This is a genomic window from [Clostridium] citroniae WAL-17108, assembly GCF_000233455.1.
GTDB classification, from domain to species: Bacteria; Bacillota; Clostridia; order Lachnospirales; family Lachnospiraceae; genus Enterocloster; species Enterocloster citroniae.
The window spans coordinates 212,289-238,461 of record NZ_JH376424.1; the positions used below are offsets into that span (position 1 = coordinate 212,289).

The following is a 26,173-nucleotide window of genomic DNA, read 5'->3' on the forward strand; positions in this document are numbered from 1 at the left end:
TCATTTAGCCTTAGTTTGAAGGAATATAGGCATCCAGCACTGCCTTATCCTTTCTCACCACAAGTCCGCTTCCGCCCGCGTTTTTTACATCCTCCACCATGCTTACCAGGAGCACCGGGGTTGTGAGTCCGGGATCCGTGGTATATACGGCAAACCAGCCCAGCTCTGTACCGGAGGTATCTGATTTGGACGCTTTGATCTCCGCTGTTCCCGTCTTTCCCGCCAGCTCCAGGTCAGGGCGAAAGGCGGCGCGCCCGGTGCCGTGTTCAGAGGAAACAACCTTTTTCATGCCCTCTGCAATGCGGTCTGTTATCTCCGGCGTAAATACACGGTCCAGCCATGGTTCGGCTTCCATTCCGGCTTCGTATACCAGCCGGGGCTTTATGACGGTGCCCTGATTGGGGAACATGGTATACAGGGAGGCCAGATGAATGGGATTTACCAATACCTGTCCCTGCCCGTATCCGCTGTCCGCCAGCTGGATCTCCGTCTCAATGGTTTCGGTATTGGAATACTGGGACTTGTCCACAGCAATCTCAAAGGGAAGCTCCTGACCAAAGCCCAGCCGGTCCATAGACTTTGCAAAGGTGTCATAGCCGATATTCAGGGCCGCCTTTGCGAAATAAATGTTATCGGAAAGCACCAGGGCGTTTTCCAGGTTGGCCGGATCGGTTTCATGGAGGGTGGTAACGTAATAGCTCCCCCAGCTCCGGTCCTTCTGCCAGCTCAGGCCCTCATTCCCATAATCCTCATTTGGATCCAGGGTCTCAGAAGCCAGTCCAATGGCTGCGGTGATGGGTTTAAAGGAGGAGCCGGGGGCGAACTTCTGCCTGAAACGGTTTAACAGAGGATTGCGGGAATCCTCATTTAAGGCGGTCCATTTATCCTGGGACATCCCCAGGATAAAGTCGTTGTTATCATAGGACGGAGTGCTTACCAGGGCAAGGACTTCACCGGTCCATGGATCCATGGCCACGGTACAGCTTTTATCTGTCTCAAATGCCTGATAAATCATGCGCTGAAGATCACTGTCAATGGTCAGCGTGATATCCGTCCCATCCTGTTTGGGAATGGATGCCAGATTCCGGTTCAGGGAACCATCGGACCGTATGATGGCCACCGTACAGCCATTGGTCCCCTTTAGCTCCTTTTCAAACAATGCCTCCATTCCGCTCCGTCCGATCACGCTGTCGGTCAGATACCCCTCTCCCGGATGTTTTTCCAGATCCTCTGCAGTGACATTCTGCACATACCCCACCAGATGGGCGGCCTGCTCGCCCAGGGGATATGTGCGCACCTGGGTGTCGGTGATCATCACCCCGGGAATGGCAAGAAGTGTATCCTGAAGCCCACGGTTTTGCACATTGGATTCAGTGGGATACTGGGACTGAAGATTCAGTTCATCCACCTTTTTCAGGGTTTTAATGGGGACCAGAGAGTCATCTTTGACCCATCCGGCGCTCAGCTTTTTTTCTATGCTTTCAGTGGAAATGCCTAAAAGTTCAGACAGCCGCTCCAAATCGGAGGATGGGTCCTCCTGCATTTTACCGGGAACAAGGCCCACCAGGGAGGCGGTTCCCTTTCCTGCCAGAAGAGTTCCGTTCCTGTCGTAGATCTGTCCCCTCTCCGCCTTTTCCGTAAACACCCGCACCTTGTCCGTACTCCCGAATTCAGGAAAGATCACACGGTCACTCCAGGCCATCCGGTAAAGATTGTCCTCCCGGCTTTTCACAAAGGTTACCTGGTTGGGAAAGGAAACCGGTCCTGCAATTGTGTCCAGGCTCATTTGGTAGCTGACAATTGCCACATGTTCCTTTGGCTCCTCCACTGCACTGATCTGTGACTGGATATTACCGGCCTCGATGCCTTCATATATGTTTTTGTTGCGGATGACAAAATCCTCCAGGCTGATCTCCTGCCTGCTCTGCTCATCCAGCATATCGTACATATCTTCGTATCTGCCATGGTCCAGGTAGGAGGTGTATTGGGCAAACAGCTCATCCGGGGCAGGAATTTCCGCCTTTTTCAGGCCCTGTATATAGTAATAGGAACCACCGGCCAAACCGGCGGCAACAGCCAGGACAGCTATGACAATGGCTGCTGCCCTGCCCTTGTTCTTTCTCTTTCTTCTGCTTCGCATACGATACCTCAATTCCTGTCCCTTTTTGATTTTATTTTATCATTTATTAAAAAATACCGGACAACGATCACTCCCAATATTGCGGTGATCTCTATAAACACATACACCATGCCCATCTCTGCAGTCCCCTTGCTGCCGCTCCAGCTGTCATTGACAAGATCATCCGTGTACTGGCCGGTGACGTCCCCGCCATCCGTATCCAGAAGGCGGATGGTGTTCACTGAGATCCGGACAGGGTCCTTCCCTGCAAGCCCCAGCTGTTCCAGCAGTTCCTTCCTGTCCAGCAGCCAGAGGAAATCCCCCTGTTCCACCGGATAGGTCATACTGGCTGTAACGGTGTCCTGGATCCCGTCCTCCGCGATCCCTGCCCCATATTCCACTTGGAATGAATCAATGGTTTCACAGCCGTCCCCGGCCAGTATCACAGGACTCCAGTCCGTTCCTTTCACCCACAGGGTTTCACTGTACACACCGGAGGTAAAAGGAAAAGGCGATATGCTTGCGTTCACAGGCCTGTATTTGCCGTTTATCCCCTTTTGAAGGTGCAGGATCCCGTGTACATTGTCCCTGTTTTTTGCGGCATAGAAAATAAACAGCCGGTTGTTGGCAGTCTGCCAGGCGATCACCTGAAGGGGATCATCAGGGCCGACCTTCCTGGTTTGGGAATCAGTACCGGGGATGTAATCCTGTAGGGCCGACAGCCTGCCCTCCTCTGTATTCGTATAATGGAATTCCGTGTCATATAAGTTCCATATGACAAAAAGCGCAGCCAGGGCAATGAGGGCCGCGGCTATGAGACGCGAGCGTTTTATCTGTCTGAGGGATTGCAATTCCTGTTCCTCCTTTGGGGTGGTTTTTTCGGTCAAGAAGGCAAGCCGCCTTGAACTGTTACAATTATACTATATTTACAGAGGCCAAGCTTTAAGTTTTTATTGAGATTTCTGCATGGTAATTTTACAATTCAGGAACGAAAGGGACTACAGTTCCCGGTTGTCCACAATGAGCATATTCAGCTTTTGCCATTTCTGAAGTTCCTTTTTGGTGATCAGAAGCTGCTGCTTAAAGTTCTCCGTGTGTTCCTGGGGCGTCAGGGTCACAAGGCACTTAAAGGCGCAGGGCATCAGGTCCGCGCTGGATATACCGCACAGCAGCCCCACGGTGGAATCCCTGATCTCCAATGGGTTGAATATATAAAGCAGATCCTCCTCCAGGGCATTGCACTGGTTTACAAAGGAGAACCGGATGAGCATATCACTGTAAACCACCTTTCCGGTGTAATAGATCTCACTGCTCCTTCCGGCAGGGGTTACAGCGCTGATGGACAAGGTGGCCTCATAGTTGCCCGGGGCATTTTCCCTTTCATATATATCAATGATCCCATCCTTCAGACGTTTGTACCTGCCGTCATAAAAATAAAAATACAGCCGCTTCGCCTGAAAAAAGGGACTTTTAGCAGGAATATGAAATGCTGTCTCCGCTGTTTTGGGAAGAGCGGGCTGGATATCCATCAGCTGCCCGGGGCTGACCATCAGCACCCGGGCTATCTCACACAGGGTCTCAACATCCAGTGTGATCTCCCCGTTTTCGTATTTGCTCACACTTGCACGGCTTTTGTGGATCATGTCCGCCAGCTGCTGCAGGGTCAGTCCCCGGGCCTTCCGGTACATGCGTATCCTGTCGCCTATATGCAAACTGATCTTGTTCATAGTACCTCCTGTGATCTCCTAAAAGTTTCTTTAAAATACACACTTTTGTATATTTCACACATCCAATACAATATCATACATCATCTTTCATTAAAATTCTACTAAGAATAAACTTTTTGCCTGAAAAGTTTATTTTAGCGAAACATTCTTCTGTTTGATTTATGGGACATTTCTGATAGACTATAGCATGTTTGAATTTTATAACATATGAAAAATGGGGGAGTTTTATGGACACCAAAAAGAAAAGCAGTTTCAGCGGTTCGATCGGATTTGTATTATCTGCGGCAGGAAGTGCGGTGGGCGTTGGAAATATATGGCGCTTTCCTTACCTGGCCGCAAAGGACGGGGGCGGGCTGTTCCTTATCATATATTTTGTGCTGGTACTGACCTTTGGATTTACCCTTCTTACCACAGATGTGGCCATTGGAAGAAAGACAAAGCAGAATGCCCTCAAGGCATTTGGCACCATCAACAAAAAATGGAACTTCCTGGGATATCTTACCTTTCTTGTGCCGGCACTGATTATGACCTACTATTCCGTGATTGGTGGGTGGGTCACAAAGTATATTGTGGCTTATCTCACTGCCAGCGGTTCAGAAGCGGCACAGGACGGTTATTTTACTTCCTTTATCACGTCCAAGGCATCACCGGTGGTTTTTATGCTGATCTTTTTGGCAGCCACTGCCTTTATCGTGTACCGGGGCGTGGAAAAAGGAATTGAACAGTTTTCCAGGATCATCATGCCTGGACTGATCTTCATGATCATGGGCATTGCGTTTTTCTCCCTTACCCTTAAATATACGGATGGAAACGGAGTCACACGTACGGGTCTTCAGGGACTGGGGGTGTATATCATCCCCAATCTGGAAGGGATCACTTTTAAGCGTTTCCTGGAGATCCTTCTGGATGCCATGAGCCAGCTGTTCTTTTCATTGAGTGTTTCCATGGGCATCATGATCACATATGGCTCCTATGTGAAAAAAGAGGTTAATCTGAACCGTTCCCTAAGCCAGATTGAATTCTTCGACACAGGAGTTGCGTTCCTGGCAGGACTTATGATCATTCCCGCCGTGTTCGTGTTCTCCGGCACCGAAGGCATGGTTTCCGGCCCCAGTCTGATGTTTGTTTCTCTTCCAAAGGTCTTTGACGCCATGGGAAAGGCCGGTTCCCTGATCGGTCTTGTGTTCTTTATCATGGTGGCATTTGCCGCCCTGACCTCCTGTATCTCCATAATGGAGACATTGGTTGCCAACTGCATGGAACTGTTTCACAGATCCCGCCGGCAGATGAGCCTGACCATCGGCATCCTGTTCGCGGGCGCTGCCGCGGTCATCTGTATGGGATACAATGTATTTTACTTTGAAATGCCTCTGCCAAACGGCCAGACCGCCCAGCTGCTGGATCTGATGGACTATATCAGCAACAGCTTCCTGATGCCCTTTATCTCACTTTTGACCTGCATCTTTGTGGGCTGGATCATTAAACCATCCTGGATCAATGAGGAGATGGAAGTAAATGGAAATGTTTTTAAGCGCAAGAAAATGTACGCATTTATGATACGCTATGTGACACCTGTCATGATGACGGTATTGTTTTTACAGTCAGCCGGTATCTTTACCGTGATCCGCGGCTGGTTTGGATGAGAACGGATTGTTTGCCGGGTCTATCTTTTACCGGATCCGGCGTTTACCGGATCCTTCCCATATGGGGGAAGTACCGGATTAAGACCTTTTCCTTGATCTCATCTTCCGTCACATAGGGATCCGCCCACCCCCGAGCGTCAATGGAATGATTCCTGTAAGCGCTGGAAACACGTTTGACTTCATCTTTGCCGCTTGTGTTATAATAACCGGCGGAGATGGAGACACTTACGTTATATGATAGGATCCACCAGCACAAAGAAAGCGGGGAATGGCAATGAATGTACCAAAAGAAATATATTATGCAGGAGGATGCTTCTGGGGTGTGGAGGAATATTTTTCCAGGGTTCCAGGTGTCCTTAATACAATCTCCGGCTATGCCAATGGGAATACGAAGGATCCCACCTATGAAGATGTGTGTTCCGGCAGAACGGGATTTGCGGAAACAGTCCATGTGGTGTATGACCCTGCAGTGGTCACACTGCGTATACTGACACAGCTGTTTTTTAAGATCATTGACCCTGTAAGTGTGGACAGGCAGGGAAATGACAGGGGAACCCAGTACAGGACAGGCATCTATTATACGGACGAGGAGGACATGGCGGAAATCCTGACCGTCATAGCCGCGGTGCAGAAGGATTATGAAAAACCCCTGGCAGTGGAGTTTGAAACTCTTAAAAGCTTTTATCCCGCGGAGGATGATCACCAGGACTACCTCAAGGCCCATCCCAACGGCTACTGCCATATTGATTTCAGCAGCCTTGACCGCCTAAAGGTGCGCCGGGACGGTACAGTGGGCATTCGCACAGATGTAAATGACCTGAAACAAAAATTGACCCGGGAACAGTATGATGTGACCCAGAATTCAGCCACGGAGCGTCCCTTTTCCGGTCAATATTGGGAAACCAGGGAGCCGGGCATCTACGTGGACGTAGTGACCGGGGAGCCGCTCTTTGTTTCCGATGACAAGTTTGACTCAGGCTGCGGCTGGCCCAGCTTTACAAGGCCCATCCATCCCGGGGCGGTTACGGAACACCATGATGACAGCCATGGAATGACCCGTGTGGAGATCCGAAGCCGTGAAGGCGGTTCCCACCTGGGCCATGTGTTTTCCGATGGTCCCATTGAATCGGGAGGACTGCGATACTGCATCAACAGCGCCTCCCTTTGTTTTATTCCCTTAAGCCGGATGGAGGCAGAGGGGTATGGGGCTTACAGAGACCTGATCACTTCCTCCTGATGAACTTCATGCCTTCGTAAATGCGCACCGGATTTCCACGTTCCAGGCGGGTGTGTTCCAGCCACGCCAGTTCCTTTTCCTTCTGCCTGTTTTCCAGGTTCTTTTCTGAAAGGATATCACACAGGCGGTTTATGGCCAGCTTTTTATTCATGTGCTGGCTCCGGGCCTCTGTGGATACAACCGATATCCCGGTGGGGATATGGATAACGCGCACCCCTGTCTCCACCTTATTCACATGCTGTCCGCCCTTTCCTCCGCTGCGGAAGGTTTCAAAGCAAAGCTGCATATCCTCTGCCGCATCCGGCAGCTGTTCCAGCATGCTCACGTCAATATACCAATTCTTCCGCTTGTGCTCGGGGCGGAATGGGCTTTTGCATACCCAAAGTACGCTGCCCTCCAACTCCCGCACATCTTCTTCTGTCTCGAACAGAATGGAAGAATACCCACCTGCATTGCGTCCCCGGACACTTTGGATCAGGCGGATATCCGTTCTCTCCCTTTGAAGCTGTTTGAACAATAATCCCACTGCAAGTTCACATTCCGCCGGGCCCTGCCCGGAACTGATCTGTACTCTCATACCCTCACCTACCCTTTAAATGTGATCAGGGGACGCAGTGTGGCTGCCACATGGATCAGTCCGTATTCCTGCAGTGATCCGATCACCTGTTCCACGTTCTTATACGCCTCGGGCGCCTCTGCAAACAATAGATTGGTGTCATGGCACACCACCTGGCTTTTATACTTTGTGCTTCGTATGGAATTGCGGTCATACATTCGGTCAATCCTGCTTTTGCAGATACTGCGTGCCCATTTGCGCCCTGCTCCATGGGAAAGGGAGTTCAGGGATAGGCCTGTGTCCTTTCCGGGCACACACACGTAGGTCAGGCTTCCCCTGGAACCTGGAATAACCACGGCCCGGTGTCCGGCTGATACGCTGCCCTTCCTGTGAAGCCATCCCTCTTTGGTCTGCTCCACATAATTGTGGCAGCTGTCCATTAACAGTTTTACCTGGCTGTCCACACCCAGATGATCCAAAAGCTTGGCCGCTGCCGCCAGCCGGTTGCGCTCTGCCCATAAAAGAGCGTTGTTATGTTCCGCCAGATAGGCTTCCGCCTCCGGGGTCCCATCCTCCAGCCCTTCTGGTGAATAAAAGCGTGAAAGGATATCCTGTCCATAGCCCCTGGAACCGGAATGGATGAGGAGAAGGACTTTTCCGTCCATAAGTCCCAGTTTACCTGCTGCAGTTTCGTCATACACCTGGTCCAGGCACTGGAATTCAGCAAAATGATTGCCTGTGCCAATGGTCCCGAAATCCCGGAAGGGGCATTTTTCCTCATAGGGAATATCACAGGGGATGTCTCCCAACTCCCGTATGGAGTTTAAACGTGTTACCCACTTATCCATCCTGAATTTCTTTTGTCTGACCTCCGACTGAAAAAGGCTCATTCCACAGCCAATATCATTCCCGATCAGATGGGGATAAAATCTTCCCTGGCTGAGTACAGCCATTCCAACCGGTATCTTGCCGGGATGCAGGTCAGGCAGCCCCACTGCCTTTATAACACCGGGCAGCCTGCCCACGCCGCAGAGCTGGTCCTTGGCCGCCTGCTCCACCCAGTTCTTCTCACTGCTGATCAATATACAATTTTCCTGATTCAAATCTTAATTCTCCTTCATAAGCTGACAGGTAAAAAAGGGTACAAAAAAACACGACAACAAGCCGTGCGTAAAAAAACATATGGTACGCCAGTCCCTGTCTGATCTACACTGTTATCTTGTTTTCACCTGATTCATCTGATTTGCCAACATAACAACCACTCCTTTGCTTATGAAGATCATAAATCTTCTTGATTCTAAAATTTACTATAATGGGAAATATGGAAAATGTCAACTATTTTGTTTCAAAATAGCGATAAGTTAAGGTATCAAAAACCGTAATACGGCGGTATCCAGTCAAAGACGGCATGGATCCGCCCCTTCTGCTGTCGTACATATACCGCCGTTAAGGCCGTTCGTTTACTTACGGTTGCTAAAATACTTGATCAGTTCAATGATGATCACTACGGTAAGTACGGTAATGACTGTATTGACCGGATTCTCAAATAGCTTTGAAAAAAATTCACCTGCGTTCATGATCCGTTTCTCCATTTGTTTGATGTATCTTATTATAATATAAAAATATCTGTAAGGCAAGGCCGCGGGCCTGTCAATGGTTTAGGTTCCCTGTAACCCGGATACCGGTTTCCCCTCCCGGATTACCAGCGGGATCTCCTCTACCCCCGTCAGCCCCTGGCGTCCCACGGTTATCTGTAAGATCATGGTTTCATCCGTTCCCGGCGGAATCTGTTTGTCAAACACGAAATTTCCCAGACTGTAATAAATATACCTGTCCTTATAGATTTCCGGCTCCTGCAACACATGGGGATGGGCGCCCACTACAAAGTCCGCCCCAAGGTCAATGGCCTTCTTGGCAATCCGTTCCTGCATATCGCTTTTATACTGCTGGTATTCAATCCCCCAGTGAAAATACACGATTAAAAAATCACATTGGACAGCGGCGATATCTTCTTCCAGCCCGGAAAAATCCATGGTACTGATATATTGGACCGTGGGTTTTTCCTCGTGAAAGAAAAAACCTTCCGGGGGAAGGGCGCTGTAGGACAGAACACCTACCCGGATCCCGTTTTTTTCAAAAATATAAGGCTGTTTCAGGGAAGTATTTTCCGATGCTCCCACATAGGCCAGGCCGCTGTCATCCAGATACTTCATGGTGTCATGAAGCCCGGCGCTCATGTAGTCCATGGAATGGTTGTTAGCCAGATTTATACAGTCGAATCCGGCCTGTTTTAAAGAAGCGGCATTTTCCCGGTCCGCCCTGAACAGGAAACGCCGGGCCTTGTTGGCTGCATTTTCATTCTCTGTAATGGGACACTCCAGGTTTGCGATGGTCAGGTCATCCTTCAAAAACCACTGGCGTACATCTCCATAGGGATAGTCATAGCCGTATTCATCCAGGTATTTCTGTACGCCCCTGGAAAGCATGATATCCCCCACAATAGAAATGGTGACCTCATCCGGTTCCGCCTTAAACCGGATGAAGGCTCCCATTCCCATGATTAGGGCAAACAGTGTGAAATATAAACGTCTGCGCTTTAACATCCCGTGGAATACGGTTCATCCGGCACGGGAACTTCCCCGCCGGAAGTCTTATCCATAAATGAATCCGTAAAAGGCGGTCTCTGGGGCGGATTTTGTTTGAGCTGTTCCTGCCATTCTTCATCGGTCAGCCGTTCCCCGGACACGAACTCATAATAATCAAACACAGCTCCCCTGGTAAGATAAATTTTCCCATACTGCGACACAGCCACATAAATCTCAGCCGCAGTTCCCACACCTGCCTCAAGATAGGCGCTGTCACTGGTATGGACATCAGCGATCACGGCCATATGTTTGTCCGTGTCCGACTCCACCAGATACCAGTCGCTGGCCTCTGCTATGGAACTGCTGAGATACTCCAGCGTGCCGCCGTAGGTCAGCAGGGAATAGTGTTCTTCCAGGCTCAGGTCCTCACCGTTCAGTTCCTTCCAGGCACAAGTTTTAAGGAAATCCAGCATATCCTCAAAGTCCAGCATTTTATACTTCATGCTGTCGCTTAGAAGTCCCCTGTCGGACAGATTTTCCCTTGTAGCTGTTGTAAGCCAAAGGAGGCGGTTGAAAAATTCAGGATTCGGTTCCACATATCCCAGTATCTCCGGCGGTTCGTCACCACCGCACTCTGTTCCCGACTGTTTTCCGTAAAGTATGGTATCGTGACGTATTTCCGCCCAGCTTCCAAGGGCGGTGGACAGGGATTTGTCCTCCCAGGCTGTATTTCTCATAAACAAGGGGTAGCCGCTGTCCACTCTGGATGTCAGGCTTTTCAGACAGTACAGCCAGCCGTTGTAAAGATTGCCGGTCTGTTCCTCCACGGTCTGGGAACGGAATTGGTCCGCCAACTTACGGAAATTTTCCTCGTATTTGTCCCACTGCTGTTTCGGCTGGTAGATTTCATCCAGTATCTCCTCAGCACGCTCCGAGCCGAATACGGCAAATACATCCATTCCACATGGGAAGGGACGTTTGTATGGTTCTGTCAGCTCTTGCAGGATTTCCGAATCAGGAATATACCTCTGCCCCATAAAACGCATCTGGGGCTGGGTGACGATCCCCTCCATCTTCCATAAGATATCCGCATTTCTCATCTGCTCCACTTCGCGGTAAAAATCCTCCAGCTTATTGGGAATTTGATTCATATCAGGTTCATTTGTATAGACTGTTTGGACTGCCTGGGCAACTTCATAAGGGGTTATGTCATCGGATTCTCCTGCAAAAAAGCTGGTGGTGCTGTAGATATTTTCCCACAGCTTCACACCGCTGTCGGCAGGTGCTTTGCACAGAGCCATCACGGTCACAATGGCCCTTATGGCGGATTCCTCATCCCTCTGCCCCTTTTCATCATAGAACGGCATGGGTACAATGCCGTACCAGCTCATGGCCCGGAAGTATTTCCCCAATTCATCGCTTCTGGTATAGTGCCCCCTTATCTTAAAAAGGGAATATTCAATATCAAAGCCGAACATGGGGGAGGCAGCTTTCCCGGATGCGGCCTGGACCAGATCATATTCCTGTCTTGCAAGATCTGCGGCCTCTGCCGGAAAATCCTCCGGCAGCTCTTGACCAAGAGTCAGGCCGGCTACTCCGAAATATCCCAGCATTTTGCGGATACTATCCTTTACCTCTATATTATCCGCATCCTGGTATTCGTTTGTCAGCTCCCTTATCATGCTTTCGTTAAGCCGGTTCAGGTCGTCACACAAAAATTCGGTTTCCAGATTACGCAGCGAGTAGTCATAGAAGATGTGATAGAGCTGTAAAACGGAATCCGCGGTCACAAAACCGGGGATTTTTTTGTAGGTATTATCCTCATAGATGTAGAACAGCTGCTGAGAATCCGTGGGTGTTACCACAAAACCATTCTTTGAAATCATTGCCCTCTGCTCCTGGGTCAGATTGGAAAACTGGTCCATGTTCTCAATATTGGACAGATCGGCATTAAGTGAGTAGGCGGGAACCTTGGCCTCAATGGTTAAAGGTTTATATTCCTCACTGGAAATATGAAAGCCGGGTTTGAAATCCAGATTCATTTTCACTTGCCGGGAGCCCTTGGGCTGGGGATCGGGGGCAGAGGGTATGTCCGCATTTCCATCCTTTTCAGGAAGGCTCTCTTCCACCACAGAAGGTTCCGGTTCTTTGTTCAGCCGCTCACTGGTTTCATGAGCTGCACAGGCGCCTACAGATATCAGTATCATTCCAATGCTCAGCACCAATAAAGCTTTTTTATTCATCCTCTCATCTCCTCTCACTCCTGGGTTAATATAAGTGTTTCATTTTCCAGCCGGAGCATATAGCTCTCCCCCGCTATTGCTACGGATATGTTTTTCTCTTTATGGTTTATATGATTTGAAAAAAACGCTTCTTCCTTTACTTCATCCGAAACCGCTGTTACCTCAAAACCAAACCCCTTCCAGTCGTACGCTGCAAATAAGATATCCCCTTGCTCCGTCCTCTCTATGGAGATGATCTCATCCGCTCCATCCCCATCCATGTCATGGAGTATGTATTGGTCAAAGGGCCTTGAAAGCCGGGAACCCAGCCAGACCGGCTCCAAACCGCCGTCCGCAAGATCATAGAAAAAAGGCCGTTTTGCCGGGAACGGATGGAATTTTGTGGTTTTATAGACGCAGACGGCAATCTCCACCACGCCGTCACCATTGATATCCCCAGCCTGTATCTTCATGGGCTTAATATCGGAGAGGTCAAATGACAGATCCGGTTCTCCCTTTACGACTGGTTTATGATCTGTGATCTCAAAATCGGAATATATTTTTATTTGATCACCGTATGCTTCGCCTGTATCCAGGACCATATTTGGATCATTGCCGACCACAACCAGAAGCTCTTCAAGTGAATCATTGTCCATATCCGCAACAAACCATGAAATAATATTGGTTTCCGCCGTGTGATCAACGGCAGCCATCATGGCTGCGGCCCCTATGGTGACTGCGGCCGCTGGTAATAACGCGGCCAGACACAGGGCCGCTGTCAATTTGGGCTTCATATAGCAGTTCCTCTCTCCATCGCGTTTTACTGCGGGGTCAGTGTGTTCCATACGGTCTGCCTGATCCATCCGCTCCAAACATATCCTCAAATGCCCGCAGACACTCTCCCTTTTTAGAGCGGTCCATAACTGCAAACACCACACTGTCAAAGGTATCTGCAAAATATTCTATAAGCAGTTCTTTCCACCAGCAGGCTATTTTGTGCGGATCATTGCGGAATACGCCGCACCCGTAAGCCCCAAGAATGAGATGACGGTGGTCCATCTGCACGAACAGGGCCAGGGCCAGTTTCATCCGTTCATACATGGCGGTTTCCCCTTTATGTATATCTTCTCCCTTTTGCATTACCTGTCCCATGTTGACAGCCGGCAGTGTGAGCACGGAAGCTGTCACAGGCTCCTCCAGCAGTTCAAACCGGCCATCGCGGAAAAACACCACTTCAGGTGAATAGATGGCGTGATTGGTGTATATCATGGATGGGCAGTTCCGGTTGTTCTGATAGTATTCCGGGTGCCTGGTCAGGGTCTGGTAAAGTCCGCTGGAAGCAGCGATGCTTTCTTCCTGTGCCATTGCCCCGTTTAGGAACCCTCCTCCGGGATTCTTGGCACTGGCAAAGTTCAGTACCCCCGGGTTCACAGCCCCTTCCCGTGACAGCCGGAGAACGGCATCCACAGTGGAGCAGTTCATGGCCCTCATCACCGGTAATCTGCCGGGCGGCTCCCGCTTCACATAGGTTGCTGCAAGGGTCTCTGCCTGCTCCGGGGTGAATAGGAGGCTGTTGTCAACAGATGCCCTGTGCTGTTTTATAATATCAATTGTCTTTCCGTGGGCTTCGTAGGTTCCCCGTTTCATGATCTCCAGTGTTTCTCTGGCAATTGCTTTTCTGTCCATTCAAAACTCCTTCCATTTTTTCCTGTACAGCCTGGATGGACGGTGGCCTTCGTTCCCCGTGTAGGAATCCGTCTCCTCCACCAGGGAGGCTGCTTTTCTGCGGAACGCTGCCTTTAATAGGCGTTTCCCCAGAATCACTTCATATACCTGCTGCAGCTGTGTCAATGTAAATTCAGAGGGCATCAGGTGGAGGGCCAGTCCGCTGTACTCCACCTTTCCCCGGAGCCGTTCCAGGGCATAGGTGATGATCCTGGCATGGTCAAAGGCCAGGCCGTTGTTTTCTGTTATCCTGTATTCAATGATGGTATCGTTTTCTGTTTTGGTAATGCATTTCTCAATGATAGAAGAAAGACAGGTACTGCCTCCGGTTAATTCCAGCTTATAATGCTGGACACGGATCACTCTGGGCGCCTCCGTATCCGCGGGAACGGGATAATCCGTATGTTCATCCATCAGATGGAAGGATATGTGGAACCAGCGGGCATTGTCCGCATCATCCCCTGCTGTTATAAAGACTTTGGAGCTGTCGATCAGCGCCATATAGGAACAGCTCATAACCCAGGTGCGGGGATCGCGCCCGGGATCACTGAAGGTGTACAGCTGTTCCATATACACATGGTCCAGCCCGGTTTCTTCCCTAAGTTCCCTTCTGGCAGCCTGTTCCGTGGTCTCATCCGGCCTTACAAAGCCGCCGGGCAGGGCCCAGGAGCCCAGATAGGGATGGACCCCTCTCTGAACCAGCAGTATGCCCAGTTCCTTCTCAGGAAGCTTCCTGTAATTATCTTCTGTTTCTTCCAAAACCGTGAAAATAGCCATGTCCGCTGCCACGGAAGGCCGTTCATAGCGGCCGGGATCATAGGATTTTAAAAATTCGGCTTCCGTCAGACCGTTCCGGTCAAGTATTCCAATGTCTTTGCCCATTCCTGTCACCCCTCCTTTTCCTGTTCCATCAGGATGTCCCTGGCCTCGGTCAGGGCAAAACCCAGAAGGTTGCTGCCTTTCCACTTTACAGGGCATTTGGCATCCGGATTACTCTTTCCCATGCCAATACCCCAGATGCGGTCCCTTGGGCTGGCCTCCACCAGTATCCTGTTTTTAGTGGAACGGAGAAATTCCCACAGTTCCCGGTTCTGGGAAAATTTTGCCATGCTTGCTTTTTTCACAATATCGTAACACGAATTCTCCCATATTTCCTGATTAAAATTGCGGACGCTGCGGCCATAGGCTTTCATGGCCTTGGGATGTTTGGCGCCCAGGATCAGGGAAAGCATCTCCTTGTCATGGAACATCCTGGCCTTTTCCGCCATCATGAACTGCTCCGCGCAGGAATACGTGATTCCTTCTATCTCAAAACGTGCCATCCACCACTGGCTCAGGCAGGTCTCGGTGATCCTTCCCCTGGGATCCGGTGTATGCCCCCAGAAAAACAGGAATTTATAATGTTGGCCTTTGTTATATGCTTTTTTCAAATCTTCCAATGAGTAAACCATGTCGCTCTCCTCCTTTGGATTATGCGGGATAGATGTAATAGTAATATGGTGTTAGTAATGCGATGGTAATGATGGAATGATAGTAATAATATGTTAATAACAATTCGTTACTAACATCATATATGCTTTCCATTTGATTGTCAAGAAGATTTGGTAAAATGTAACAGAAAATGAATGAGTAGAAGGTGAAAGGTGAGAAGACAGATAAAAGCATTAAGATGGGATTGATAGAGAAAGGAACGCCGAAAAGTTGACATAAATATTTTATGTTAACTTTTCGGCATAACACTGTTTTTTGCCGGTTATTTTATTTCGCCTATAATGGTGATCCTGCCGCTCTCAAAAAATCCGGTGCAATTATAAGCCCATCTGCCGGCTGAAAGATCGATGGTTTTAGTCTCGTCTGAGCCGCCAAGGGTAATGCGCTGTTCCTTGTTGTCAGGTGAAAAGAGGAATAAATCAACGGTGCCTCCCTTGATATCAGACTGGATGACAAGAGTTAAGGCCTGATTGTGGTTTACCTCAAAACTGCCTGATTTGGTGATGGCGTTTTGTCCATTACTGGATAAATTTATGACTACATCCCCGGCTTCCTTTTGGGCGGCCTCCTCTGCAGAGGCTTCCTGTCCGGAGACATTTCCCTGTAACTGATCAGGAACTGCGGCGTAAGCGCCGGTAAATACTCCGCCGAAACAAATGGTAAGTGTCAGGAGGAATGATAATATCTTTTTCATTTTAGATGGTCTTTTAAAATTCATGATAGCGTCCAACCTTTCCTTTAATAATTCCCTGCTTTCATTTAATGTAACAGAAGCCAGTGGGTTTTGATAGTTTCCTTTGGTCTTTACGGCACCCAGCAAAGTGTTCCCATAGTCCCTCATTGCGCTTTTGTCCAAATGCCGGATGATCATTTCATCACATGATAATTCACATAGGCGGTTGACATCCTGCGCCATTAGATATACAAGCGGGTTAAACCAATGCAGGCATATTGTTGTTTGCATAAGCCATTTGTAAAACATATCTTTCCGCTTGTGGTGAGTCAGTTCATGTTTGATCGTATATTGGAGGTCCAAATCCGGATAATCTGTTCCCGGCAGCACGATGCAGGGGTGAAAAAAGCCAATAAGCAGCGGGGAGGATATAAGGGGGTTAATATATAGTTCCACCGCCCCATGGATCTTTGCTTCTTCTGCCGCCTGTCCCAGTTGTTCTAAAAGGCGGAGGTCGTCAACCGGAGAACGACCGGCTTTTATGTATTTTATAAAACTCTGGTAAATGGTGATCTTTCGGATCAGAAGCATAAGGGCGGCCGCCAGCCAGATTATGCCTCTGTTTTGTGCCAATGTTAAAAGACAGCCTTGTATGATCCGCAACGGGAAATAGCTCTCCTCTTCTGCTGGGGGGTCAGTGGGGAGATCATTTGGAGCAGCTTCATCTCCTGCTTGCGGCACAAAATGTAATCCGGGCAGCCTTGATCCTTCTGATCGTAAAACAGCGCGGTCATGGTTTCTAAAAAAATTTCCCACAAGGCTGTGTTCCGGCGCAAAGGGGAGCAGCAGCCTGGCGATCACAATGAGCCAAATATAATACTGCCATACCTTGCTCATATTTGATTTGAATAAAGGCCTGCAGAGAAAAAGGACAAGAATAAGGATCGATCCGGAAAGGGATAGGGACAAGCATAGTTTTAGCATGTCGTTCATTTGCTGCCTCCGCCCCTTTCCCAATGACGCTTTAAGTCCTCGTATTCCTCACAGGAAAGCAAGTCCTTTTGCAACAGAGTGGCTACAAGTCCTTTTGCATCGCCTTCATAGATCTTTTCGAGAAAATCCTGGGTCTGTGTGGCTTGATACTCTGCCTCGGAAATAACAGACGTGTATTCATTCCTGCGCCCTATCTTATTCGTTTTCAAAAATCCCTTGTCAACTAACCTTGAGCATAAGGTGATGATCGTGTTTTTAGTCCAGGGAGTGCCCTTCTCCTCCAGTGCTTTTACAAGGTCCGCGTACAAAGCTTTTCCTTTGCTGCCCCAGATTATTTTCATAAGTTCTAATTCACAATTTGATATCTGCTGCATTGCATCCCACCTCCAAATTGGATTACAATATGTACTCTAAATAGTATGATAACATTTTGTACTCCATATGGCAAGAGGAATCAATAAAATGGGATCAAATAAATGATTGGGAAACTCTGTAGAAATACACTTTGAAATGATAGAATTATCTCAGCAGCAATCACAAAGATGTTTAAGAGCAGTGAATTAGAAATTAAAAGGATTGCTGCCGGAAAGGTGGAATGAAAAAAAGGTCAAAAAATGGATTGAAACAATTCATCCTTATTCAATAGGCGCCTGGTAAAACCCGCCGTAGAAATTCTCGGTCTTGATCATATTTACGATCACATGCGGATCCTGCTCCCGCATCAGATGAACGATATCATTCACTTCATAGGAGGAAACCACTGTGTGGAGCAGATACATTTTGCTGTGGCTGTAGCCTCCCACAGCGTCCACACAGGATATGCCGTGCCTGTACTCTTTTACGTAAGCCTTGATCACATCCTCCGCATGGGTGGTGGTGATCTGCAGGGTTACCCGCTCATACCTGTGATGGAAGGCGGAAATGGCCTTGGTGGAGACAAACTGGAACAGGATGGAATACCCGGCATAAAGCCATCCGAACATATACCCGAAAATGCACAGGATAACGCAGTTGCCTGCAAACACATACTCCCAAATGGATTTCCCGGTCTTGTTGGACACATAAAGTGCAATAAAGTCAGTGCCGCCGGTGGAGGCATTTCCGCGCAGTGCAATGGCAATGGCGAGCCCGTACAGGAAGCCGCCGAACACCACATCCAGAAGCACATCGTTAAACAGTGGTTCAAAGTGGCATACCTTCAGGAAAAAACTGGCAAGGAATACCTGCAGCATGGAATAAAAGGTGAAACGCATACTGATGCTTTTGCTGCACAAAAAAGCCACCGGTATGTTGAGGACCAGCATTCCAAGGGATGTGGAGATATTATGCCCATATAAAGAGGCAATCCTGTCAATCAGGATTGCCACGCCGGTAAAACCGCTGGACAAAAGGTTGGCAGGCCGGATAAATGCCTGTATCACATAGGTCTGAAGCAGTGCGGAGACAACAACCGCCGCAATGGTTATAAGCCTGCGCACCATGATGTTTTTCTTGTATTTGGCAATCATAGCACTGTCTCCTCTGCCTCTCCTATACTTATGAGCAGTTTGCGCACCAGCTCTTTTGAAACCACGTCATAGGCGTCCTCGTTGGGCGCGGGTCCAAAGGCATAGGAAACATTGTTCACAATGGTGGTAGGATCTTTTACCCAGTCCTTACAGGAACTGTGCACTTGGGTGAGGCCGGTATCCTCCATCAGTTTTCTGGCATTGCCTGCATTGATGCCGCTGCCTGCCAGGATCTCAATCCTGTCTCCGTACATGGCCTGCAGTTCCTTTAAAAGAGCTGCCCCCTCTGCTGCCTTGGCCTTAAGTCCGCTGGTAAGCACCCGGTCAACCCCCATGTCAATGAGGATCTCCATGGATTGGTAGGGATCTTCCGTACAGTCAAAGGCCCTGTGGAACACGGCCTCCTTCCCGTATTCATGGATGATGGAGATCAGCCGTTCATTCTGTGCCCGGTTAATGGTGCCATCCGGGTTCAGACAGCCGAAGGCAATCCCGTCCGCGCCATGGCGGACCAGAAGACCGGTATCCATTTCCATTACTTCAAAGTCCTCTCTGCAGTAGCAGAATCCGCCGCCTCTGGGACGTACCATTGCCACTGTTTTCACAGCGCAGTGCTCCTTCACAAGCTCCAGGGTGCCCAGGGAAGGGGTAAGCCCGCCCAGATGCAGCCCGCTGTTTAACTCAATCCTCTTGGCGCCCCCACAAGCGGCCTGAACCGCATCATAGTAGCTGCCGCAGCATATTTCCAACATAGTTTCTGTTCCTTTCCATCTGAATCTGATTCATTGGTATGGCGGCCTCCTACAGCTGTCCCAGACGGTACAGTGCCAATGCATATATCCTGGCATTAGAGATCAGGTCCTCCACGGTCATCCATTCATTGGGATTATGGCCGATCCCCTTTTGTCCCGGAAAGCTTGGACCAAAGGGCACGATCCCCGGCATCCCCTTTGCATAGGTCCCGCCTGTGGTGGTGACCGGCGTACCGTCCCGTCCTGTTACGATCTCGTAGCTTTCCTGAAGCGCCTTTACCATGGGGCTGTCCTTTTCAAATATAACCGGATCATAGTTGGTCAACAGCTCTGTGTGAAGCCCTGAGTCCGACACTTTCTCTCCGATTTTTTCCATGACCTGTCCAATGGAAAAACCGCCCGGATAGCTGAGTGTCACGTCAAAGCTGACCGTTTCATCCGCGCATCCCAGCTTATAACCGCGCATTTCCATGGTCCCATATTCCTCGTGGAAAAAGTCAATGCCCAGCCGGTCCCCTGTATTTTTCGCCCCGATAAAATACTGGTTCACAAATTTAAAAAATGGCTGCAGACTGTCTTTTTTACCTAAGATCCGGACAACGGCCCGTCCCCGTTCACTGTATACCACCGGATATTTGCAATCCGGTGTAAATCCATAGATGGGGGGATTTTCCTTTGTGAGGTAATACTTTAAATCCTCAAAGCCTGTTTCTTCGTCACAGCCAAAGATGATCCTCACCGGATGCTTTAGCGTGAGACCCAGCTTTTTAAGGGCTGCCAGACCGTAAAGGCAGGCCAGCACAGGCCCTTTATTATCCAATACTCCCCTGCTGTAAATGGTTCCGTTCTCCATGTATCCGCTAAAGGGCGGCTGCTTCCAGCCCTCCCCCGCCGGAACCACATCCACATGCCCTATGGCGCAGACGTAACTGTCTTCTCCCCTGCCATACTGGGCATAGCCGATGCGGTTGTCAAGATTCACAGTGTCAAAGCCCAGGCGTCCGCCGATATCCAGCGCCCTTAAAAGCGCCTGCTTTACGCCGTGGCCGAAAGGGGCATCCTCTGATGCCTCCCCCTCCACGCTGTCGATCCGTACCAGCTCAAGGATACTTTGGATCATTTCATCCTTAAAGCTGTCCACGGCTTCTATAATACTCTGATCCAAGCCTAAATTCAACCCCATGTTTTATTCCTCGACAGGCGCCATACGCGTCTTCATGTAATGTTCCATCCACTCCTGGGAAGCGGTTTCAAAGGTACAGTGTCCGTCCTGGCCCCGGGTCACCAGATAAACGGTGGGTTCCTGGTTTTCCGTGACGACCGCAAAGGAAAATCCCTCAATGTTGGTGGCAACGCCCCATTCACCCTTGGGATTCATGGCGATCAGGGATAGGTCTCCGGCCTGGCCCCTTCTCTCCTTCAGCTCCGCGTCCAGCTTATTCACAGCTGTCTCACATGCCTCCTGGGGATGCATGCCCTCACCCATGAGCCTTACGATCTCATAGGAAATGCAGCCCTTCATCAGGTCTTCCCCCAGTCCGGTTGCGCTGGCAGCCCCCCGCTTGCTGTCCGCATAAAATCCGGAGCCTGAGATAGGGGAATCTCCCACCCGCCCCTTTTTTTTCATAAAAAGACCGCTGGTGGAGGTGGCGGCAGTCATTTTGCCTGTGGTATCCAGGCAGGCCATTCCCACGGTGTCGTGTCCGGAGTAAGGTTTGATCTCCATGGCGGCCACTTCCTTGACCCGCTTGCGGTAGTGTGCCTTGGCGCGGTCGGTCAGCATGTTCTTGCGCTCAAAGCCTTCCTTGTGGGCAAACTTCTCAGCGCCCTCAGCCACCAGCAGGCTGTTGACCTTTTCATGGCTTAAACGCCTTGCAATGGAAACAGGGTTGGCAAAATCCTTAATCGCCGCCACTGCACCGATATCCAGTGTGTCCCCGTCCATAAACGCGGCGTCCATCTCCACTTCCATCTCCTCGTTTGGAAGTCCTCCATATCCCACGGACTTATAGTATGGAAAATCCTCCACCTCACGGATGGCTGTCTCAATGGCATCCCCCGCGTCCTTTCCGTCCTTTAAAAGCTGGGCGCCCTTTGTAATCCCTTCCACGGCCATACGCCAGGTTGCGATCATTCCCCACATGACAGATTCCTCCTTATCCAATGAATTATTTAAAACAGAATGTATTCTTAAGTCCGGTTATGTCTTCCCCGTCAGCCAGGGCCTTGGCCATGGCGCACATGTTTTTCAAGGCATCGTTTAAGCCCATTCCGCCCTTTTTTGGCGTTTCCACAATGGCCACCTTATCCTTATATGCCGCAATGGTGTCCGCGTTTTCCGCTGACATGGCTGCAAAGGCCTTTGCATTGGTGGTTGCGTTGATGTCACAGGCAACCTTTGCACACATGGCCGCGTAGTCCGCATAATTGAATGCCGGTCCGCACATGACCACATCCGGCTGAAGTTTATTTACCATGGCGCAGAGCTTGCGGCTCACTTCCTCCGGATTGGCAAGATAGGTGCCGTTGCCGCAGCACAGGCATGCTGCCACGTGTCCGTCCACCTGCTTTAAGAAGGGTTCCATCATGACCGCCGGGCCGATGGGTTCCTTTTTCCCTGTAAGGGGAACCATGGTATCGTCCTTTGTTCCAAGTCCTGACTGGATTTGATCATATATCATAATTATCTTCATATTATACACCTCTTGTTTTTATAATGGGCCTGCACAAAAGGTACAGGCCCCGCTGGTTTTACAGGTCATCAAAGGAAAGGTCGTCAAAATCAATATCATCATCATCTTTGCTTTCAGCAGCTTTGGCTTCATCAGCCAGATACTGTTTATCCATCATTTTAATAAACGGCATGTAGATGAATACGCCCAGGATCAGAAGCAGCAGCTGGAGCACGGCGCCCTGCCATCCTGTTGCCAGGAAACCGGAAAGCACAACCGGCATGGTCCAGGGGATTGCAACGCCGGAACAGAGAGGAACCAGGCCGATGCTCATGCAGACATAGGAAATAACAATGTTAATGGTCGGCACCAGCATGAACGGAATGAGGATCATGGGGTTCAGCACAATGGGAAGGCCGAATACAATGGGTTCATTGATACCGAACACACCGGGGATAAATGCCAGCTTGCCAAGCTCTTTAATACGTTTGGAGTGGCAGAATAACAGCATGGCGATGAGCAGTGACAAGGTGGAACCGCAGCCGCCAAAGGTGGCGAACAGGTCCTGGAACTGCTGGGAAATAATATTTGGCAGCGGCTGGCCTGCCTGGAAGGCCGCCAGGTTGTCTGCGGACAGGGTCTGCAGGATCGGGTTGAACACAGCGCCTACTACGGAACCGCCGTTTACTCCAAAGAACCAGAAAAAATGCAGGAATATATAAGCGATCACCATGGCCGGAAGCGTGTTCCCCAGTCTCAGTAACGGTGTCTGAAGGATGGTAAAGATAAAGGTAAATGCATCCCCATATGGAGTCATGGCAAATACAATGTTGATGACAAAGAACACCAGGACTGCCACACCGGCGGGGATCAGGGCTGAGAAGGACTTGGAAACGGTGGGCGGCACTCCGTCCGGCATTTTAATGACCCAGCCCTTTTTATTAACCCATGCATAGATATGCACGGAAAGGAAGGCTACAATGATGCCTACGAAGATTCCCTTGGAACCAACCCATCCCAGAGGGATGCCGGTTACTGTTGTGTCGCCGGACAGTATCTCGTAAGGCATGATCAGGAACCAGCACACCATGGCGATCGCTGCGCCGAACAGTTTATCCACGTTCATCTGTTCCGCAAAGGAATAGCCGATACCGATCACGGCCAGGATTGCCATAATGGTAAAGGTGGCGTCTGTTGGCTTTGAGAAGTAGGAGGTCCAGTTCTCTCCAAAGAACCTGGCCCAGAAGCTGCTCCAGCCCGGGATTGGGAAGTTGGCGATCAGCAGGAAGAAGGAACCTACAATCAACAGTGGCATGGATAACAGGAAGCCGTCACGGACAGCGATCAGATACTTGTTCTTACCGATTTTCTCTGCCAAAGGCATGAGTACGGACTCTAACTTACTTAACATTTTCTATTTCCCCCATATCAGATATTTTGTTCAATACGCCTGGGCGCTCTGCTATTCTCTATTTCGCTGACTTCATCAGTTTGATCGCTGATTTGAGAACTTTTTCGCCGTTCATCATTCCATAATCTGTCTGGTCGATCACTTGGATGGGGATACCTGTGCTGCCGTATTTTTCAACGATCTCCGCATAGCGGTATTTAACCTGGGGCCCTAACAGGATGACGTCAGGGTGCTTCTCGTCAATGATCTGACCGATCTTGCCGTCCGGAAATGCCTCTACCTCGATGGGAAGGTCATGGGAGTTGGCAACACCCTGCATTTTGCTTGCCAGCATACTGGTCGACATACCTGCGCTGCAGAATAAATATACACGTTTCATTGTAAAATCCTCCTTATGTTCTCATTCTTTATTATGGTTGTTTTTTTGTTTTTAATGATTATTTATTTTCCAGCTTGTTTTCCAGTTCAATGATGCGCTCGTAGCTTGCAATCATTTCCTCGGCAATGATCTTAAAGCTTTCCGCACTCATCAGCTGGTCTTCCGCATGGACCAGGATCAGTGAGCCGCCTACCTCCACGCCCTGGGCTTCCTTTTGTATCAGTTCAAAATGTGCTTCATGTCCCACCAGGAACAGCTTCTGCCCTTCCTCGATGCATTTCCTTGCCCCGTCAAAATCCCCTGCTTTTGCTTTCTGGATCCCTTCAATGTAACTGGAACGCGCCGCTCCCACATTGGATATGATCTGAAAGCATGTCATCTCTAATCCCTCTACCATAGTGCTACCTCCTGTTTGCTGTTTTGCTTAAAATCGTAAATGAGAAAATGCAACAAAACTGTCTGTTTGCTGCATCTCTTATTAAGTTGCCTTTATTATAAGGCCTTTATTCAGTTTTTTTCATTAATCGGATTTCCTAGCTGTTAGGAAATTCAACCCATTATTTTGTCAATAAATTCCTCATAGGTGCAGGATGACACTAATTTTGCCAGCTCCTCGGGATGATTCACCACATTGCTGACCCAGTCAAAGAAGATCTTGATCATCCTCTCATCTCCTTCATTGATGGCAAAAAGCATGACCAGGCCCACGTCAAAGTTCCCCCAGCGCACCGTGTTCTTAAGCTGGGCTACCGCAATGGTGGAATTGCTGGCAAATGCCCCAAAAGCATGAGGAATTGCAAATGCATTCACAAAGGAAGTCGGTGACATCTGCTCCCTTTTAAGAACGATATCCTTAAAATCCGGTTCCACAATGCCTTCCTTTTCCAGGCCGCGGCACAATAGGCATATAATTTCCTCCGGTGTCTCAAGTGTTACATTTTCATGAAAATGTTCCTTGCGTATCAGGCTGCCGATATGGGATGTGAATTCCAGCTGAAACCGTTTTTTGTCCAGCTTATTGATAGCCTGGAGGATACTGGATTCCGTCTCTGAATCCACAAACAGGTTGATGGGGACTGTTGGCACATCCAGTTTGTGCTCCAGAGGAAATGTGGTCAGTATCAGGTCAGGGTCCAGGGAGGAAGCTGTCTCTTCTTCAAAATAGCGGAAAATCCCCACCACTTCCATCCTCTCCCGGAACATTTCCGATATCTTCTTCACACACATATCAGAAAATGACTGGTTGTGTGGGATGATCATGATGGTCCTGTACTTTCCCGCACTGTTGATGCGCTCGCTGGCAGCCCCCAGGTGAAGGGCAATGTAACAGGATTCCACCTCGGATATGGGGGCGCCCAGTTTTTCTTCCAGCTGTTCCACCACATAGATACCCATGTCAAATACCAGGGGATACTTGCGCTTGATCTCCTCCACAAACACATCCTGCATATGGGCTTTGGCTTTTACGCGGTCTATGAGGCCGTGGATATGCATTTTAAGCCCGGCGATCAGGTCTCCGTCCTCCCGAAAGTCCAGGCCGAACAGGGAATAGATCCCCTCCAGGGCTTCGGTGACCAGCTTCTTTGTATTCAGCCATTTCCCCTCAAAGTTTACAAAATCACTGGTGTAGTTGGAAGCCCGCTTACCCATGATGACCAGGGCAAACATGCCCACCTCCCCATCGTGGACCGTTATGTGGAGCCGTTTGGATATGCGGTCAAAGAAGGTCTGGGAGATCTGGTATTCAATGGTATCCTTAAGCCCCTGGTTTCCATTTTCCATATTCACATAGTTGGAACAGTTCATGCGTTCAAGGCTGGTGCCCGCATGCAGCATGACCATGGGAAACATGGACTCATGGATGGAGTAGTCATACTCCTCCAGCACATCCACGAATATATCCTTGACCGCAAGAAGGTCAAAGCTTTTGTAAAGACCGGCCAGCAGGTTCATGTTGAGAAAATTCTCCTGGACCTCAGCTACCAGCAGGTCGCGGTAAAAACGCCGTTTGCTGGCCTCGTCCCCTTTCAGGGAAATGCATTCCTTGTTCCGGACCAGTTTCAGGTTTGAATAGGGCTCCAGCATTTTCCGTATGCGCTTTAGGTCATTGTCAATGGAATAACCGCTGACAAAGATCTGATCCTGGAGAGATACCAGGTTCAATTCCTTTGTATCAAACAGCAGTTTTTGTATGATGTATACACATCGTGCCCCGGGTGTCTGGGGGACGTCTGATTCATGGCCTTGTTTAACTGTTTCAGGCAGGCAGTCTTGTGCTCCCTCCATAACACGATAACCCTGGCGCACATTGGATTCAATGGGCGCCGGGGTTATCCGTTTATTGATGGACTCCACATCAGAGCGGATGGTCCTGTCTGAAACCTGCAGAAGGCCGGCCAGCTGCCGGCTGGTCATCCAGTCCCCCCGTTCAGAAAGTATGGATAGCAGCTGTTCCTGTCTTTTGTTCTGCATGGTTTAAC

The 26,173-nt window shown here is 49.4% G+C and carries 24 protein-coding genes; 2 read left to right on the forward strand and 22 right to left on the reverse strand.

The window, feature by feature from the left end:
- Nucleotides 1-10: 10 nt before the first annotated feature.
- The 3 genes from HMPREF9469_RS18155 to HMPREF9469_RS18165 form a co-directional block, all read right to left on the reverse strand.
- Entirely contained in the window at nt 11-2,140 is a 2,130-nt protein-coding gene (locus HMPREF9469_RS18155; protein WP_007864746.1) for a penicillin-binding transpeptidase domain-containing protein, read from the reverse strand.
- An 8-nt stretch (nt 2,141-2,148) separates the two neighbouring features.
- Nucleotides 2,149-3,006 (reverse strand): hypothetical protein, encoded by an 858-nt coding sequence (locus HMPREF9469_RS30725; RefSeq protein ID WP_007864747.1) that lies wholly within the window; start codon nt 3,004-3,006, stop codon nt 2,149-2,151.
- Between the two features lie 111 nt (nt 3,007-3,117).
- On the reverse strand, nt 3,118-3,846 hold the full coding sequence (locus HMPREF9469_RS18165; RefSeq protein ID WP_007864750.1) for a helix-turn-helix domain-containing protein: 729 nt from the start codon (nt 3,844-3,846) through the stop codon (nt 3,118-3,120).
- A gap of 227 nt (nt 3,847-4,073) precedes the next feature.
- On the opposite strand from HMPREF9469_RS18165, the gene HMPREF9469_RS18170 reads away from it, so the two are divergent.
- Both HMPREF9469_RS18170 and msrB read left to right on the forward strand, forming a co-directional pair.
- Nucleotides 4,074-5,489 carry a sodium-dependent transporter gene (locus HMPREF9469_RS18170; RefSeq protein ID WP_007864752.1) on the forward strand — a complete coding sequence of 472 codons (1,416 nt, stop codon included), beginning with the start codon at nt 4,074-4,076 and terminating at the stop codon, nt 5,487-5,489.
- 274 nt (nt 5,490-5,763) lie between these two features.
- On the forward strand, nt 5,764-6,726 hold the full coding sequence (gene msrB / locus HMPREF9469_RS18175; protein ID WP_007864755.1) for a peptide-methionine (R)-S-oxide reductase MsrB: 963 nt from the start codon (nt 5,764-5,766) through the stop codon (nt 6,724-6,726).
- On the opposite strand, the gene prfH is transcribed toward msrB, so the two are convergent.
- From prfH to HMPREF9469_RS18270, 19 genes are all read right to left on the reverse strand, one after another.
- Nucleotides 6,713-7,303 (reverse strand): peptide chain release factor H, encoded by a 591-nt coding sequence (gene prfH, locus HMPREF9469_RS18180; RefSeq protein ID WP_007864758.1) that lies wholly within the window; start codon nt 7,301-7,303, stop codon nt 6,713-6,715. The two genes, msrB and prfH, sit on opposite strands and share 14 nt — an antisense overlap.
- 8 nt (nt 7,304-7,311) lie before the next feature.
- Nucleotides 7,312-8,385, reverse strand: a complete 1,074-nt coding sequence (locus tag HMPREF9469_RS18185) for an RNA ligase RtcB family protein (protein ID WP_007864761.1) — start codon at nt 8,383-8,385, stop codon at nt 7,312-7,314.
- Nucleotides 8,386-8,940: 555 nt separating this feature from the next.
- Nucleotides 8,941-9,885 carry a CapA family protein gene (locus HMPREF9469_RS18190; RefSeq protein WP_007864767.1) on the reverse strand — a complete coding sequence of 315 codons (945 nt, stop codon included), beginning with the start codon at nt 9,883-9,885 and terminating at the stop codon, nt 8,941-8,943.
- Complete coding sequence (locus HMPREF9469_RS18195) at nt 9,879-12,110, reverse strand: DUF3160 domain-containing protein (protein WP_007864768.1); 2,232 nt, start codon at nt 12,108-12,110, stop codon at nt 9,879-9,881. The genes HMPREF9469_RS18190 and HMPREF9469_RS18195 overlap by 7 nt, the downstream gene beginning before the upstream one ends.
- Before the next feature lie 14 nt (nt 12,111-12,124).
- Nucleotides 12,125-12,883 carry a hypothetical protein gene (locus HMPREF9469_RS18200; protein WP_007864770.1) on the reverse strand — a complete coding sequence of 253 codons (759 nt, stop codon included), beginning with the start codon at nt 12,881-12,883 and terminating at the stop codon, nt 12,125-12,127.
- Between the two features lie 37 nt (nt 12,884-12,920).
- On the reverse strand, nt 12,921-13,775 hold the full coding sequence (locus HMPREF9469_RS18205; protein ID WP_007864772.1) for a TIGR02452 family protein: 855 nt from the start codon (nt 13,773-13,775) through the stop codon (nt 12,921-12,923).
- Nucleotides 13,776-14,696, reverse strand: coding sequence for an NUDIX hydrolase (locus HMPREF9469_RS18210; protein ID WP_007864774.1), 921 nt, complete (start codon nt 14,694-14,696; stop codon nt 13,776-13,778).
- 5 nt (nt 14,697-14,701) lie between these two features.
- A complete protein-coding gene (locus HMPREF9469_RS18215) occupies nt 14,702-15,265 on the reverse strand; it encodes an NADAR family protein (RefSeq protein ID WP_007864787.1) in 564 nt (187 codons plus the stop codon).
- Nucleotides 15,266-15,567: 302 nt separating this feature from the next.
- The gene (locus HMPREF9469_RS18220; protein WP_007864790.1) at nt 15,568-16,971 is read right to left on the reverse strand and encodes a M56 family metallopeptidase; all 1,404 of its coding nucleotides are present in this window, start codon (nt 16,969-16,971) and stop codon (nt 15,568-15,570) included.
- The gene (locus HMPREF9469_RS18225; RefSeq protein ID WP_007864793.1) at nt 16,968-17,345 is read right to left on the reverse strand and encodes a BlaI/MecI/CopY family transcriptional regulator; all 378 of its coding nucleotides are present in this window, start codon (nt 17,343-17,345) and stop codon (nt 16,968-16,970) included. The genes HMPREF9469_RS18220 and HMPREF9469_RS18225 overlap by 4 nt, the downstream gene beginning before the upstream one ends.
- 261 nt (nt 17,346-17,606) lie before the next feature.
- Nucleotides 17,607-18,479, reverse strand: coding sequence for a YitT family protein (locus HMPREF9469_RS18230; RefSeq protein WP_007864795.1), 873 nt, complete (start codon nt 18,477-18,479; stop codon nt 17,607-17,609).
- On the reverse strand, nt 18,476-19,231 hold the full coding sequence (locus tag HMPREF9469_RS18235) for a copper homeostasis protein CutC (RefSeq protein ID WP_007864798.1): 756 nt from the start codon (nt 19,229-19,231) through the stop codon (nt 18,476-18,478). The genes HMPREF9469_RS18230 and HMPREF9469_RS18235 overlap by 4 nt, the downstream gene beginning before the upstream one ends.
- A 49-nt stretch (nt 19,232-19,280) precedes the next feature.
- Nucleotides 19,281-20,414 (reverse strand): Sapep family Mn(2+)-dependent dipeptidase, encoded by a 1,134-nt coding sequence (locus HMPREF9469_RS18240; RefSeq protein ID WP_007864801.1) that lies wholly within the window; start codon nt 20,412-20,414, stop codon nt 19,281-19,283.
- 3 nt (nt 20,415-20,417) lie between these two features.
- A complete protein-coding gene (locus tag HMPREF9469_RS18245; protein WP_007864803.1) occupies nt 20,418-21,374 on the reverse strand; it encodes a N(4)-(beta-N-acetylglucosaminyl)-L-asparaginase in 957 nt (318 codons plus the stop codon).
- A 25-nt stretch (nt 21,375-21,399) separates the two neighbouring features.
- Complete coding sequence (locus HMPREF9469_RS18250) at nt 21,400-21,924, reverse strand: GrdB-related putative oxidoreductase (RefSeq protein ID WP_007864805.1); 525 nt, start codon at nt 21,922-21,924, stop codon at nt 21,400-21,402.
- 58 nt (nt 21,925-21,982) lie between these two features.
- A complete protein-coding gene (celB, locus tag HMPREF9469_RS18255) occupies nt 21,983-23,314 on the reverse strand; it encodes a PTS cellobiose transporter subunit IIC (protein WP_007864808.1) in 1,332 nt (443 codons plus the stop codon).
- A gap of 58 nt (nt 23,315-23,372) precedes the next feature.
- On the reverse strand, nt 23,373-23,693 hold the full coding sequence (locus HMPREF9469_RS18260) for a PTS sugar transporter subunit IIB (RefSeq protein ID WP_007864812.1): 321 nt from the start codon (nt 23,691-23,693) through the stop codon (nt 23,373-23,375).
- Between the two features lie 58 nt (nt 23,694-23,751).
- Nucleotides 23,752-24,090, reverse strand: coding sequence for a PTS sugar transporter subunit IIA (locus HMPREF9469_RS18265; protein ID WP_007864815.1), 339 nt, complete (start codon nt 24,088-24,090; stop codon nt 23,752-23,754).
- A 152-nt stretch (nt 24,091-24,242) separates the two neighbouring features.
- Nucleotides 24,243-26,165, reverse strand: coding sequence for a BglG family transcription antiterminator (locus tag HMPREF9469_RS18270; protein WP_007864818.1), 1,923 nt, complete (start codon nt 26,163-26,165; stop codon nt 24,243-24,245).
- Nucleotides 26,166-26,173 lie beyond the last annotated feature (8 nt).